The organism is Geoalkalibacter subterraneus, assembly GCF_000827125.1.
GTDB classification, from domain to species: domain Bacteria; phylum Desulfobacterota; class Desulfuromonadia; order Desulfuromonadales; family Geoalkalibacteraceae; genus Geoalkalibacter_A; species Geoalkalibacter_A subterraneus.
Genome location: NZ_CP010311.1, coordinates 1,281,078 through 1,295,022, shown reverse-complemented (window position 1 = coordinate 1,295,022; position 13,945 = coordinate 1,281,078). Strand labels below are relative to the sequence as shown.

Genomic DNA, 13,945 nt, shown 5'->3' with positions numbered 1-13,945 from the left:
CAATCATGGCTAAGGAAAAGACACCGGTCACTCCGGCCATTCGAGTACTGCGAAAAGAAAAGGTCAGTTTTCAGCCCCACCTCTACGCCTATGAAGAGAAAGGCGGCACGGAGGTCTCCGCACGGGAACTGGGCGTGGATGAGCACTGCGTCATCAAGACACTCATCATGGAGGATGAAGCAGGCCGCCCGCTGATCGTCCTGATGCACGGTGACCGCCAGGTCTCCACCAAAAATCTGGCCCGCACCCTGGGAGTCAAAAACGTCACACCCTGTGCCGCCGCCGATGCCCAGCGTCACAGCGGCTACCAGGTCGGTGGCACGTCGCCTTTCGGCGTGCGCAGAGCGATGCCGGTTTACATGGAGGAGACCATCGCCACACTGCCCCGCATCTTCATCAACGGCGGCAAGCGTGGATTCCTGGTGGAAATAGCTCCCAAAGACCTGATTCGTGTGCTGGCGCCCACCCCCGTGCAAGTTGCGCAGGAGTTGGTATAGTGAGGGGGTAGGTCAGGATTGAGCTTCGGGAAAAGCATGGATATTTGAGGAGGACGCATGTCACAGAAGGAGCTGTTCCACGCCGCCGCGCAGGCCATCGCCGAAGCGCGCGCCCTGATTGTCACAGCCGGCGCCGGAATCGGCGTGGATTCGGGCCTGCCCGACTTTCGTGGCGATCATGGTTTCTGGAACGCCTACCCCATGTATCAGAGGCTGGGCATTAATTTCGTCAATGCCGCCAACCCCACTCACTTCGAGCAGGATCCCGCCTTCGGCTGGGGGTTTTACGGTCACCGCACCAACCTCTATCGCGCAACGACTCCCCATGAAGGGTTTTCCCTTCTGCGGCAGTGGATCAAACGCTATGACCTGAATCATTTCGTGGTCACCTCGAATGTCGACGGGCAATTTCAGAAAGCCGGCTTCGACGAAGGGGCGATCCTTGAGGTCCATGGTTCAATTCACCACCTTCAATGTCTCAAGCCCTGCTGCATGGCGATCTGGCCCAACAAAGAGGAGATCCCCGTCGATTTCAACACCATGCGGGCAGAACACATTCCCCGCTGTATTCACTGCGGACATACGGCGCGCCCCAATATCCTCATGTTCGGCGACTACTCCTGGATCAGCGACCGCACGCAACGACAGGAGGAGCACTTCGAGGCCTTTCTCGATACCCACAGGGATCAGCCCATCGCGGTGGTCGAAATCGGCGCCGGAACCATGGTTCCCACCATCCGCTTCCTGAGCGAGCGTCTGGGACGCCGCACAGGCATCAAGGTGATTCGCATCAACCCGCGCGAGCCGCACATCGACGCGCCCCATATCTCGTTGAACTGCGGAGGGCTCGAAGGACTCAGAGGGATTGAGCAGCAGCTCGACACTCCGTAAACCACATCGGAACAGGAGACAGAATGCGTTATTCAGCCCTGATGACCGATCTGTACGAACTCACCATGCTGGCCGGCTATTTTGATGAAGAGATGCACGACAAGCCGGCCGTTTTCGATCTTTTTTTTCGCAAAGCGCCCTTTCAGGGGAGCTATGCTGCATTTGCCGGTCTTGCGCCGGCGCTCGAATATCTTGAACAGCTCCAATTCACGGGAGAGGATCTCGACTACCTTTCTTCCCTCGGATTGTTCAAGCCGCGTTTTCTTGAGTTTCTGCGGGACTTCAGCTTTCGCGGTTCGGTGACGGCCCCCCCGGAAGGGACGGTGGTCTTCCCGACCGAACCCCTGTTGACGGTGGAAGGCAGCCTGGCTGAAGCGCAATTCGTGGAAACGGCGCTGCTCAACATCATCAACTTTCAAACGCTGGTGGCCACCAAGGCCGCTCGACTGACCACCGCCGCCGGGCCGGACAGTACGGTCATCGAATTCGGCCTGCGTCGCGCACAAGGCCCCGACGGCGGTCTCAGCGTAGCGCGCGCGGCGGCCATCGGCGGCGTCTTCGGCACCAGCAACGTGTGGGGCGGGCAGGTGCACGGCATCCCCGTCAAAGGAACCCATGCCCATAGCTGGGTCATGGCTTTTGAGGAAGAACTTCAAGCCTTTCGCGCCTATGCGGAATGCTTTCCCGAAAGCTGTCTGCTGCTGGTGGACACCTACGACACGCTTGAGTCCGGCATGCCCAATGCGATTACGGTCGCCAGGGAGTTGCGCGAACGCGGTCATGAGATTCTCGGCGTGCGTCTCGATTCGGGCGATCTGGCCTACCTCAGCCGGGAAGCGCGCCGCATGTTTGACGAAGCAGGCTTCCCCGATGCTAAAATTGTGGCGTCCAACGAACTGGATGAGCACGTGATCCATTCCATCCGCGATGAAGGCGGCCGGGTGGATATTTATGGTGTCGGCACCAAGTTGGCCACCTGCCACGGTGAAGGCGGCGGTGCTCTGGGAGGCGTCTACAAACTGGTGCAGTTCGACGGCAAACCACGCATGAAGACTACCTCCGACATCTCCAAGGCGACCCTGCCCGACCGCAAGAGTGTCTGGCGCGTCCTGGAGAAAAACGGCGACTTCCACCTGGACCTGATCACCAGCGACGGCGAAGAACCCAAGCCAGGGGATCGAGTTTATGATCCGGCCAATCCCGTGCGGCAGAAAACACTTCCGCACGATGCAGAGTTCGAATCGCCGCGCAGGCAGGTCATGCAGGACGGAAACATCTGTGTGGAGCTCTCCACCCTGGAGCAGGCGCGCGACCGCTGCATGGACCAGCTGCAGCGACTCCCTGCCGGCTCTCTTCGACTGACCAACCCGCACATCTACAAGGTTTCCATCAGTCAAAAACTTCACCAACTGCGTGATTCCCTCGTCGCCCGTCATGAGCCCTGAGAACCAACTCACAACTCAGGGCTTGCTGATTTGTCTCCCCCCAGGTAGTTTCACTCAATAAACATCCTCCCGCACCTTCCTTTTCCAAAATTCCGCGTATTATTTAAAATTTTAACTATGGATACGAGGAATCGGCCAATTTCGGTGTCGACCTCAGTCTTATGGGACGCTATAATTTGTTCGAATCAACAGGAAAAACTCAATCCAGCGACACCACCCTGCTCTCCAGTACCCCGAAACCGCTGCGCCCGAGGCCGCTGGCCAGCATTTCATCAAAAGCACCCGCCTCACAGGGTCTGCAGAAATGATATCCCTTCATGTGGCGGCACCCCTGTCGACGCAGCAGATCAACCTGCCGCGGACTTTCCACCCCCTCGGCCACCACGTCCACTCCCAGGCTGTTTCCCAGCGCCAGAACTGCAGCGGCTGGACCGATGGTCCGACGTGTCTCCATCATCTCAACAAAGTTGCGTGCAATCTTGATCCGCTGAATGGGCCACTCGCTCAACCGCTGCACCGAGGAATAACCGCTGCCAAAATTATCAATGGTCAGCTGTACCCCGAGATCACGCAACTCCCTTAGACGACGTGAGATTTCAACATCATCGCCAACCAGGGCGTCCTCCGGCAGCTCCAGGTCAAGCGCAGCAGGATCCAAGCCGCTCTCCCGCAGAACCCGCACCAGGGTTCCGAAGAACTTGTAGTTTCGAAATTCCTCCGCACTCAGGTTGATGGAAACGAGAAAGGGGGTGTCAATCTGTTTTCGCCACCGTTGTGCCGCGCGGCAGGCGGTCCGCAGAATCCACTCCCCCAGCACAGGGCGGATGGAGCTTTGCTGGGCGAGAGGAAGGAAAAAGCCAGGTGAGAGAAGTCCATGTTCAGGGTGCCGCCAGCGGAGAAGACTCTCAACGCGGCGGACCTGCTTTCCGGCCAGGTCGATTTCAGGCTGAAAATGCAGTTCAATTTCCCCCGTGTTCAGGGCCTGAAGAATGTTCTGCTCAAAACGGTCCGATTGCCGCGCGCGCATGTTCATGGAAGGGGAGAAGAACTGAAACCTTCGCCCTCCCCTTTTCTTGGCCTGATACATGGCGATATCGGCGTGGTGAAGCAGGGTTTCCGGGTCTTCTCCATCCTGCGGGAACAATGCCATTCCCATACTGACCGCACAGGGAATCTCGCATTTATCCCAGGTCACCGGTGAAGAGAGGACATCGAGCAGTTTACCCGCCAGGACAACCGCATCCTCGGTTCCTTTCAGTGGAGAGAAAACAGCAACGAATTCATCTCCCCCGATGCGGGCAATGGTATCGCCACGGCGCAGTTCCGCTTCCATGCGCTTGGCGATGCGACGCAGAAACCAGTCCCCCGCTGCATGCCCCAGGCTGTCGTTGACATCCTTGAAACTGTCACAGTCGATGACCAGGACGGCCACCATGGCTTTCTGACGCCGCGCCTGCGCCAGCGCCTGGTGCAGACGATCCTCGAGGAGGATGCGATTAGGCAGACCGGTCAGAGGATCAGTATAGGCCTGCCGCAGAATCTCTTTTTCAGCCATTTTGCGCCGACTGATGTCGCTGAGAAGCCCCACCACCGCTGTCACGGCAAGCCCATCACGGGTCACGGGGCTCAGCGACAGCAATCCCCAGAAATCGTTCCCGTCATGGCCGCGTAGCAAGACATCCTGCTTGGACCTTGTCCCAGCTTGAACCTGCGCAAGCAGCGCCCTTATTTTTCCTGCCTGTTCTTCATCGGTGGCAAAGTCCCACAGAAAAGCGCCTTGCAGGTCGATGGACTCCAGCCCGAACTGCGTGGCCAGGGCGTCGTTGGCGTATTCGATCCGGCCGCATCCATCCAGAAGAAAAAGGCCATCTGAAACATCTTCAACCAAACGTCTGTAAAGGTCGTCATCCTCTCTCAGTAGAAGAGAAGCATCTGCCAACGAGGATAGAACCGCCGACCAGCCTGGCTGCTGCTGACAGTGGTTTTGCTCGTCAGCGCAATAAGGCACACAGCTCTCCTTTGTATCTCCAGTCATCACAATCCCCCCCCAAAGGTAATGATGATCGACGGTGGCAACGCCGCCTGTCGTGGTCAGTCGATGATAAAAACCTCTTCCCGGGTAAATGTAATGTGCTTGAGACCATCGTCTTCCACCCAAAAGGTATTTTCGATGCCGACCGCACCTTTGCCGGGGTAGACAACCTTGGGCTCAAAAGCGAAGGTCATTTTCTCCTTCAGAAGCTGATCCTTGAACCCTTTGGCAATAAAAGGATATTCGTCGACTTCGATGCCGACACCATGGCCGATGAACGAAACCTGAGCCCCTGCGGCTCCCATGAAATGTTCCTTGTGTCCCATTTCACAGGCCAGGTTGTAGCAGCTCTCGTAAAGGTCGCCCCAACTGATACCCGGCCGCGCGATCTGCTTGAGGTGTTTTTCAATAGCGAGCATGTCGTCATAGCCTTTCTGCAGGTCGGCGGGCAACTCGCCGATACAGAAAATCCGGGTCTGATCCACCAGGTAACCGTCGAAAGCGGCGGCAAAATCGACAATGATCGGTTGATGTGCCTCGATCCGTTTGTAGCTTGCGCCCTGGCCGATGGACGGGTTGACGCCAATACCGCCCAGCGGCGCGTCAAGGTAGGCCGGCGCGGCACTGTCGGCCCCGGAAAAGATATGGCCGTAGAAGAGTTCGGAGTTGAATCCCCGCATGCGGGTAATACCCTGATGCCCCTTCTTGCGCGCAGTGAATTCAAGTTCGGCGGCCAATTCCAGATCCGTCATGCCGGGCCGGATGATTTCAGCGGCATGCTGGCAGACCTGATCGACCATCAGCGCGGCGTCCTTCATGATTTCGATTTCGTACTCGGATTTCACCGCCCGGACTGTACGTATCAGATGCGTGGCGTCACCGACCTGGGCATCGCCAAGAACCTTGCGCAGCCGCTGGTAAAGGGACACCGGCAACACATCGAGTTCAAGGCCGACCGTCTTCGGCATGCTGCGTCCGAAATCGGCGAGAATCCCGGGAAGATCCTTCGGACTCCGGAACGCGACTATTTCTTTGAGGCCGCTTTCCATACGAGCCCGGGTGTAGTCCTTGCGCACCATGTAGATGGGGTCGCCGGAATCCGGAACATAGAGCAGACCCTGCTGAATGGAGCCGGTGAAATAAAAAAGGTCCGCGCTCTGGAGCATCAGGACGGCATCCAGGCCGGCCTCCTGCATCAGGCTTTGAAGTGCGTGGACACGATTCTGCAGTTCAGACGCTGGAGTTATGCGCATGCAACTCAACCTCCCTATAAAAAATGTGATCCTAAGAGCGATACAGGCAATCACGCTTTATAATATTGTCCCATAATTAAAAGTGGCATTTTTACAGTGTCGACTTCGACTGTCAAGAAAACATGAGCAGCCCAATTGCCTCGTCGTAAAACTTTAAAAACCCGTTATCCTTTCAGATATGTACTGCTGCGATTTGAATGCTTGCCTGTTGGGGGTTACGCCATGATGAAATTCGGTTTGAAAATCACCTGGATGGCCATTCTTCCGATCCTTCTGACGACCTTGGTCGCCACGGCAACAGCCCTTTACCACAAAAGCTCGCTTGAGCAGTTCTTTGTGCAGGAAATTGACCGGCAAGCCCGCAGCGAGGCCCGTAAAATCACCCGCAATGTCTACCTGATGTGCCGCTCGACCCAGGAGGCCCTGCAGCAGACCGTCAACCATAACCTGCAGGTCGCTCGCCATATTGTGAAATCCCACGGCAGCGTTCATTTTCGCGAACCGAATATCGAATGGCAGGTGCGCAACCAATACGATGGGTCACAGCAGGCGATCACCCTGCCACGCCTGTATATCGGTTCCACTTGGCTGGGCCGGAACAAGGACTTCGAAAATCCGACTCCCATTGTGGACGATATTCAGAACCTGGTCGGGGGTACGGTTACCCTTTTCCAGCGGATGAACCCCCGTGGCGATATGTTGCGCGTGGCGACCAACGTGGCGGAAACAGACGGCAGCCGCGCAATCGGCACATATATCCCGGCCGTGACTCCCGAAGGTGAAGCAGACCCGGTTGTTTCAGCTATTCTCAAGGGCGAGAGCTACCGGGGCAGAGCCTATGTGGTCAATGCCTGGTATGTCACCGCCTACCACCCCCTGTGGGATGAGGCCCGCAAGAATGTCGTGGGTGCCCTTTATGTCGGAGTGCGTCAGGACAACCTCGAAAGCTTACGCAAAGGGATTGCGGACATCGTGGTGGGCAAAAGCGGCTATGTTTACGTTCTCGGCGGCAAAGGGGGACACCGGGGGCACTACATCATATCCAAAGACGGCACCCGCGATGGGGAGGATATCTGGGACAGCGTCGACGCGGACGGCCGCTACTTTATTCGTGAAATCATCGAGCAGGCGCTCAGGCAGGCAAATCCCCCCACAGGCTCCCCTATCCCGGTGGAATTCGTCAATTACCGCTGGAGAAATCCCGGCGAAGACGAGCCGCGGAAAAAAATCGTTGCGGTTGCCTACTTCGAACCCTGGGACTGGGTCATCGGAGCAGGATATTACGAAAGCGACCTGATGGACAGCCAGTACCGGCTGCAGGCGGCGATCAACAACATGGGCTACTGGACGGGGTTGACGGCTGCGATCATGGTGCTGCTGGCTGTTCCCGTCGGCTACATGGTCGCCGGCGGAATCCGCAACCGGATCGACAGCGTCCTGACATCGGTGGAGGAAATCCTGATCGTAGTCGACAACCATGGCCGCATTATGTTGCTGAGCGATCCAGCCGCCGAATTTCTGGGGGTTTCCCCGAGATATGCGGTCATGCGATCATTTGAGCAGATTGTTCCCTACGAACAGCTTCGTCGCAAAATCGACGAGAGTCTCCATGACAGAAAAATTTCCCAGAGATTCGATTTTGAGGTCCCCACCCGAAAGGGGACACGTATTATGGAAGCCCGCACCTCGTCCATACAAGCGCGCGTCGGAGGGTTTGCCGGGATGATCTTTATCATTCATGACGTCACCGGAGAGAGGGAAGTAGACCGCCTCAAGAGCGAATTTATCTGCACAGCGGCGCACGAATTGAGCACACCGCTGGCATCGATCATCGGCTACTCGGAATTATTGCTGGAAAACCGCGATCTGCCCGATGAGACCTTTCGCGAAGCTGCGACCTTTATCAACAAGAAAGCCTGGTCTCTATCTCGCATCGTCAATGACCTGCTCGATCTCAGCCGCATTGAGCTGGGGCGAGAAATCCCTCTCGAGAAACACCCCTGCGACCTCAATGATATTCTGCATGAAGCCGCCACGTTCGGACGCAACCTTTCCCGGCGCCACCAATTTGAAGTCGACGTGCCGCAGGAGCCGGTTGTTCTGGATTGCGACCGGGACAAACTGGAGCAGGCCCTGGAGAACATTGTCGGAAATGCAATCAAATATTCCCCTGACGGGGGCAGAATCCGCATTGTCGGGGCCCCAAAGGTGGACGGCTACCAGATCATGGTTGAGGATGAGGGGATCGGCATGAAGGCCTCAGAGGTCAAACATATATTCGACAAATTCTACCGCGCGGACAGCTCCACCACGGCAGTGGAAGGAACAGGACTGGGGATGAGCATCGTGCAGGATATCGTGCAGGAACACCAGGGGCGGGTCTGGGTGGAAAGCCGCCCGACGAAGGGGACGCGTGTTTACATCGAACTGCCGTGGCCCGATAGAGGAGCGCCCTTTGCCAGAGGAAGTGAGCAGAAAGAGAATTAACCCTTTCTGCTCTGCTTATCCGCATTGACGTGCAGGTTGCAATGCAGGCAGCGGCGCAGATACAGAGGGATAAATCCGTTCATGTGGAAATAATTGCCACACCTGGGGCACCGGGCAAAAGCCGTGTAACACACCGCAACACACACCAGCAGGATCCAGATGGCAAACACGACCCCCGCAACCCGATCGGACTGACCCAGTTTCAAAGCCAGCCAGATCGCCGGGACATAGATCAGAATCAGGATTCCCAGGCTCAGGCGCCGCTTGCGCAATGCCTGAAGACCTTCGGAATATTGCTCGAGGTTCTGATCGTCATATTCCTGATTGTCCACAAAAGCAGCTCTTTCTCCGCATCGAGGCAACCCCCGGAGACGGAAAGGGATGAGATTTCAGAGAATTGTCGAGAGAATTCAGCACTCCAGCGTCGGTAGACTCAGCAGGTAAATTGTAATCGCCAATCCCAAAAGAATCAACAGAACACTCACCCAGAGCAGCGGAACCAGCCAGGCAGAAAGGGGAATGGAGATCCAGATCAACAAGATAGCGCTGACTTTAGCCCGCAGCGGCATGCCCTCTCCATCAAGGTAGCCGGAAACAAGAGGGCCAAGGCGTGGATGTTCCAACAACCAGCGATGCAGGCGCGCGGAACTGCGGACAAAACAGGCGGCCGCCAGCAGCAGAAGGGGAACGGTGGGCAGCAGCGGCAGAAAAATGCCGAGAACAGCGAGTCCCGTGCTTAAAAGCCCCCCGGCCAGAAGAAAAGCTCGCAGGATGGGGCGATCTTTATTCTTAGAAGCGCCTGCGGTCACGATCTGTCAAACGCCCTCATGAAACGGGAATTATCGCTGCCCAGGTACCTCAATTCGACTCCGATGCGCCGGCCGGTTGACGTTCTTCCAGAATTTCCACCTCGGCCTTGACCAGCAGGCGCCCCTCTTCCTTGACCTTCTCGAGATAGGTCTTGCCAGCGGAACCAACCAGCGACCGTTTAGGTCCGGCAGAAGATTCCTGCAAAAGATCCAGGCGGCGCTGGTGTTCACGGATGCCGAAGATCGGCGGCACAAAAGCCACAAACAGGCAGATCGCACAGATTGTCACCAGCGCTGTTGTACTCAGGGCAAAAGGCAGCGGCACCCAGAGAACCAGGTTGAAGAGAATAATGGCCACCCAGAAGGTGGCCTTAAAAAGTTTGACAGCCTGTCGGCTCTTCTTACGCAGTGCGATGATCTCCTCCAGCGGCAGCGGCGACTGCGCTTTCAACGCTTCGCGCACTCGCTGGTGAATTGCATTATTGCGCTTTGAAATCATGCTGTATCATCCCATCAGTTAAAATCTGGAGATTTGGCTTCGTACCACTTAAGGGTAAATGTTCAGCATGGGGTCGTCACTCCCATGACAAAGGAGTGACGACCCCGCGAGGTGAATAGATATATTCAAAGATACGTAACTCAGCCCGTTGAGGCCGATTCGAGGTCCTCAAGCTGCAATTCCTTGATCGCCATTTCACGCAATTTGAATTTCTGAATCTTGCCGCTGGCGGTCATGGGATATTCATCGACGAATTTCACATAGGTCGGTATTTTGTAGTTGGCGATACGTCCCCGGCAGAAATCGCGGATCTCGTCTTCGCTGCACTCGACATTGTCCTTGATTTTGACCGCCGCCATCACCTGCTCTCCATACTTGCGATCCGGTACGCCGTAAACCTGGACATCGCTGATTTTCGGATGCGTGTAGAGAAATTCCTCGATCTCGCGCGGATAGATGTTTTCCCCACCGCGAATGATCATATTCTTAATGCGCCCGGTGATTTTACAATAGCCGTTTTCATCCATGACCGCAAGATCGCCGGTGTGCAGCCAGTTTTCGTCATCGATGGCGCGCGCGGTCTCTTCGGGCATCTTGTAGTACCCTTTCATCACATGGTAGCCGCGGGTGCAGAGTTCGCCCTGCTTACCGGGCGGCAGAGACTCGCCGGTCTCGATATCGACGATCTTGACTTCGACATTGGGCAGGGCGCGCCCGACGGTGGCCACCCGCAGTTCTATCGGATCGTCGGTACGGGTCTGGGTGATCACCGGTGAAGATTCGGTCTGGCCGTAGGCGATGGTGATCTCGTTTGCGTTCATGTCGCGAATCACACGCTTCATAACTTCAATGGGACAGGGGCTGCCGGCCATGATTCCGGTACGCAGGGTGGAAAGATCGTAATTCCTGAAGTTGGGATGCTCAAGCTCGGCGATAAACATGGTCGGGACACCGTGGACGGCAGTACATTTTTCAGCCTCGATGGTTTTCAGAACTTGTTCAGGGTTGAACGTCTCCACCGGCACCATAGCCGTTCCATGGGTGACACAGGCCATAACTGCAAGCACGCAGCCGAAGCAGTGGAAAAACGGCACGGGGATGCAGAGTCGGTCGTTTTCGGTGAACTTCATGCACTCGCCGATCTGGAAGCCGTTGTTGATGATGTTGTCGTGGGTCAGCATCACTCCCTTGGGAAACCCTGTGGTTCCCGAGGTGTACTGCATATTGATGACTTCGAAGCGGTCAAGGCTGTTCTTGACTGCATCGAGTTCATCGTCAGAGATATCGCGACCCATGTTTTCCAGCTCATTATATGCCAGCATGCCGTCGGGAGTCCCTTCCCCCAGGAAAACGGCGTGTTTCAGAAAGGGCAGTTTCGCACTTTCCAACGCACCTGCAGCGGTTCCCTTGAGTTCAGGAACCACCGTATAGAGAGTTTCCACATAATCGGTATCCTTGAAGCCCTCCCCCAGAAACAGCGCCTTGGCATCCGACTGGTTGAGCACATATTCCAACTCGGCCGACTTATAGTTGGTATTGACCGTGACCAGTACTGAACCGATTTTGGCCGTGGCAAACTGCAGAATCACCCATTGGGGGACATTCGTGGCCCAGATGGCGACATGATCTCCTTTCTGGATCCCCATGCGAAGAAGGCCCTTAGCGACACGATCGGTCAATGCGTCGAATTCGCGATAAGTCAAACGCAGACCGCGATCAGGATAAACCAGGGCGTCATGCTCGGGGAAACGGCGGGCGATATCGGCAAGCAGGGAGCCCATAGTGAAAGCGAGAGATTGTGCCATATTGAAACCTCCATTTTTTAAACAGTACTAAATTTTTGGGGTGCCCAAAAAAATGTTAAACAATGTAAAAAACTGATATTTAAAGAGAATTTTTGATAACACGGATTTTGTTTTTCAGTCAATTCAAACCTTATGCTCTTACTCCATAGACTCGGTAGAAATGAAGCCTAGCATCGCTGCACATTTTTTAGGCAAAAAGCTGAATGTCTCGTTCCGGGGGCGTTGGCCACGACTGTCCTGAATTTTTTCACAGTGCTATCCACAGGAACTGTGAAAACAAAGGAGGAACAGCTTTAAATCATTAAGTTTCAGCATCTTACATGTATTGACGACCAAGTGGCATTGGCGTGGACAGCGACACCGCTGACAACCGATAATCAAGGGCGGGCTAAAAAGAGTGAGCGAAGAAAGGAGGACTGTACCAGAAAATAATCGACTCAAAGAGGTTGAGGTACCGGCTTCTGCAAAAGAAACACAGATCCAGTCAGGTGGCGCTGGTTGTCTCGGACAGATGGCGGGAAACAAACCTTTCAAGCTGCGTCATTTCCGCCAGGGACAGGTCGATGAACTCACACCCCATACCCACAGGAAGCTCAGGTTTCAGAACCCATTCGGGATGATTGACCCAGGCCACACGGGCCGTAAAGGTTGCCTGCTTGCCCTGATGTTTTCCCAGGTCTGGGAAAACAAGCTCAATGAGGCTGTCGCGGGGATAAAGTGCTTCCGCTTGCAGAAACAACCCTCCCGTTCCGAGGTTAACAGTGATCCCCTGACAGAAATCACCATGGGGAAGGTGGCGAAAGCGGATTTTAAGTTCGATGGAAGCGCGCGGAGCCAGACGCCCCGGGTCGGGAAGCCCCAGGAGCCTGCGAACCGTTGCCAGCAGTGGATCGGGCGCGGTGGTCAGCGGCAGAATCGCATCGGCGCCACTGTCACGGCAGCGCTCTTCATCCTCTATTTTCGGCGGCGCAAGCAGAATGATTCGGGTTCGCTGCAGTAAAAAATCATTTTTGACACGGCGGCAGCAGGAATCGCCCCCCCACGGAGGGAGATTAACCTCTATTACGGCAAGATCCGGCGCATCTTCTTCAATGATGGCATAGGCTTCGCGGCTATCGCTGCAAAGGGTGGTTTTGAATTCATCGCGACGGTAAAAACCGCGGGACAGACCAAGTTTGTGAGGATCGGAAACCGCAAAAAGGATCTTCTTGGGCATAATTACCACCACTTATTTGGGAAAAATCGATCTCTTGGCTTCACTGGGCACAATCGGACGGATCACCCTTGAGTTTGGCCAGTGCATGAGGCAGTGCCGGTAGAATCACCTCGAAATTTTCCCGCACCGCCTTTGGACTTCCAGGTAGATTGACAATCAAAGTCTGTCCGCGGACCCCGACAAGGGCGCGTGAGAGCATGGCATGCGGGGTCTTGGCCAGGCTGGCGGCGCGCATGGCTTCGGCCATGCCGGGAATTTCATAATCAAGAACCTGCTGTGTCGCCTGTGGCGTCACATCACGGGGAGAAACACCGGTCCCGCCGGTGGTCAGGATCAGGTCGAGCTCTCCGCAATCACACCACTCCATCAGCCGTGCCGTGATAAGATCCGCTTCATCGGCAATGATCTCATAATGATCGACCGTCCCGAGAGAGGCCGACATCTGGTGCAGGATACGACCGCTCTCATCCTCGCGCTCGCCACGGGCGCCTTTGTCGGACAGAGTCAGGATTGCGATGCGAAAAGCAGTCATCAGGAGACAGCCTCCGTGGTGCCGTCACCGATCTTGATTACTTTCACCCGATCCTGCCGTGCGATCTCTCCCCCCTCGCGGACGACCGCAAAAATGCCCTCCTTGGGCATGACGCAGTCGCCGGCCTGATAATAAATGGCACAGCGCTCATGGCAGATCTTGCCGATCTGAGTGATCTCCAGCACGGCCGTTTCGCCCACTTGAAGCAAGCTCCCCAAAGGCAATGCGCAAAGATCAAGTCCTTCGGTAGTCAGATTTTCCGCAAAATCCCCAGGCCCCACATCAAGACCCGCGGCACGCATTTTATCGATGCTCTCCATGGCCAGCAGACTAACCTGACGATGCCAGTCTCCCCCATGCCCATCGCCTTCAACCCCGAATCCGGGGACCAGTACGCCCTGCCCTACGTCTTTTTTACGCTGCCCCTTGCCGGGGCTGGTACAAACGGCGATCAACTTTCCCTGTTGCATGAAATGCTC

13 protein-coding genes are annotated in these 13,945 nt (G+C 55.8%); 4 read left to right on the top strand and 9 right to left on the bottom strand.

What is annotated here, in order from left to right; all coding sequences use genetic code 11:
- Window positions 1-5: 5 nt before the first annotated feature.
- The 3 genes from ybaK to GSUB_RS05830 are packed head-to-tail and all read left to right on the top strand — an operon-like array spanning window position 6 to window position 2,833.
- Window positions 6-497, top strand: a complete 492-nt coding sequence (gene ybaK, locus GSUB_RS05840; protein ID WP_040199715.1) for a Cys-tRNA(Pro) deacylase — start codon at window positions 6-8, stop codon at window positions 495-497.
- 57 nt (window positions 498-554) lie between these two features.
- Window positions 555-1,388 (top strand): SIR2 family NAD-dependent protein deacylase, encoded by an 834-nt coding sequence (locus GSUB_RS05835; protein ID WP_040199714.1) that lies wholly within the window; start codon window positions 555-557, stop codon window positions 1,386-1,388.
- 23 nt (window positions 1,389-1,411) lie between these two features.
- Window positions 1,412-2,833: a nicotinate phosphoribosyltransferase gene (locus GSUB_RS05830; RefSeq protein WP_040199713.1), complete on the top strand. Its 1,422-nt coding sequence runs from the start codon at window positions 1,412-1,414 to the stop codon at window positions 2,831-2,833.
- Window positions 2,834-3,032: 199 nt separating this feature from the next.
- On the opposite strand, the gene GSUB_RS05825 is transcribed toward GSUB_RS05830, so the two are convergent.
- Together GSUB_RS05825 and GSUB_RS05820 are read right to left on the bottom strand one after the other, a co-directional pair.
- Complete coding sequence (locus GSUB_RS05825) at window positions 3,033-4,868, bottom strand: putative bifunctional diguanylate cyclase/phosphodiesterase (protein WP_084211780.1); 1,836 nt, start codon at window positions 4,866-4,868, stop codon at window positions 3,033-3,035.
- Between the two features lie 56 nt (window positions 4,869-4,924).
- On the bottom strand, window positions 4,925-6,118 hold the full coding sequence (locus tag GSUB_RS05820; protein WP_040199712.1) for a M24 family metallopeptidase: 1,194 nt from the start codon (window positions 6,116-6,118) through the stop codon (window positions 4,925-4,927).
- A gap of 222 nt (window positions 6,119-6,340) precedes the next feature.
- Here GSUB_RS05820 and GSUB_RS17930 point away from each other — a divergent pair, with 222 nt between their 5' ends.
- Window positions 6,341-8,605 (top strand): Cache 3/Cache 2 fusion domain-containing protein, encoded by a 2,265-nt coding sequence (locus GSUB_RS17930; protein WP_052464622.1) that lies wholly within the window; start codon window positions 6,341-6,343, stop codon window positions 8,603-8,605.
- On the opposite strand, the gene GSUB_RS05805 is transcribed toward GSUB_RS17930, so the two are convergent.
- From GSUB_RS05805 to GSUB_RS05775, 7 genes are all read right to left on the bottom strand, one after another.
- Complete coding sequence (locus tag GSUB_RS05805) at window positions 8,602-8,937, bottom strand: hypothetical protein (RefSeq protein WP_052464620.1); 336 nt, start codon at window positions 8,935-8,937, stop codon at window positions 8,602-8,604. The two genes, GSUB_RS17930 and GSUB_RS05805, sit on opposite strands and share 4 nt — an antisense overlap.
- A 78-nt stretch (window positions 8,938-9,015) precedes the next feature.
- Window positions 9,016-9,414 (bottom strand): YbaN family protein, encoded by a 399-nt coding sequence (locus tag GSUB_RS05800; RefSeq protein WP_040199710.1) that lies wholly within the window; start codon window positions 9,412-9,414, stop codon window positions 9,016-9,018.
- 49 nt (window positions 9,415-9,463) lie between these two features.
- Window positions 9,464-9,913 (bottom strand): hypothetical protein, encoded by a 450-nt coding sequence (locus tag GSUB_RS05795; protein WP_040199708.1) that lies wholly within the window; start codon window positions 9,911-9,913, stop codon window positions 9,464-9,466.
- Window positions 9,914-10,053: 140 nt separating this feature from the next.
- Entirely contained in the window at window positions 10,054-11,718 is a 1,665-nt protein-coding gene (locus GSUB_RS05790; RefSeq protein ID WP_040199707.1) for an AMP-binding protein, read from the bottom strand.
- A 484-nt stretch (window positions 11,719-12,202) separates the two neighbouring features.
- A complete protein-coding gene (locus GSUB_RS05785; RefSeq protein ID WP_040199705.1) occupies window positions 12,203-12,934 on the bottom strand; it encodes a PilZ domain-containing protein in 732 nt (243 codons plus the stop codon).
- Window positions 12,935-12,974: 40 nt separating this feature from the next.
- The gene (locus GSUB_RS05780; protein ID WP_040199703.1) at window positions 12,975-13,466 is read right to left on the bottom strand and encodes a MogA/MoaB family molybdenum cofactor biosynthesis protein; all 492 of its coding nucleotides are present in this window, start codon (window positions 13,464-13,466) and stop codon (window positions 12,975-12,977) included.
- Complete coding sequence (locus tag GSUB_RS05775) at window positions 13,466-13,936, bottom strand: MOSC domain-containing protein (RefSeq protein WP_040199700.1); 471 nt, start codon at window positions 13,934-13,936, stop codon at window positions 13,466-13,468. The genes GSUB_RS05780 and GSUB_RS05775 overlap by 1 nt, the downstream gene beginning before the upstream one ends.
- Between the last annotated feature and the right edge of the window lie 9 nt (window positions 13,937-13,945).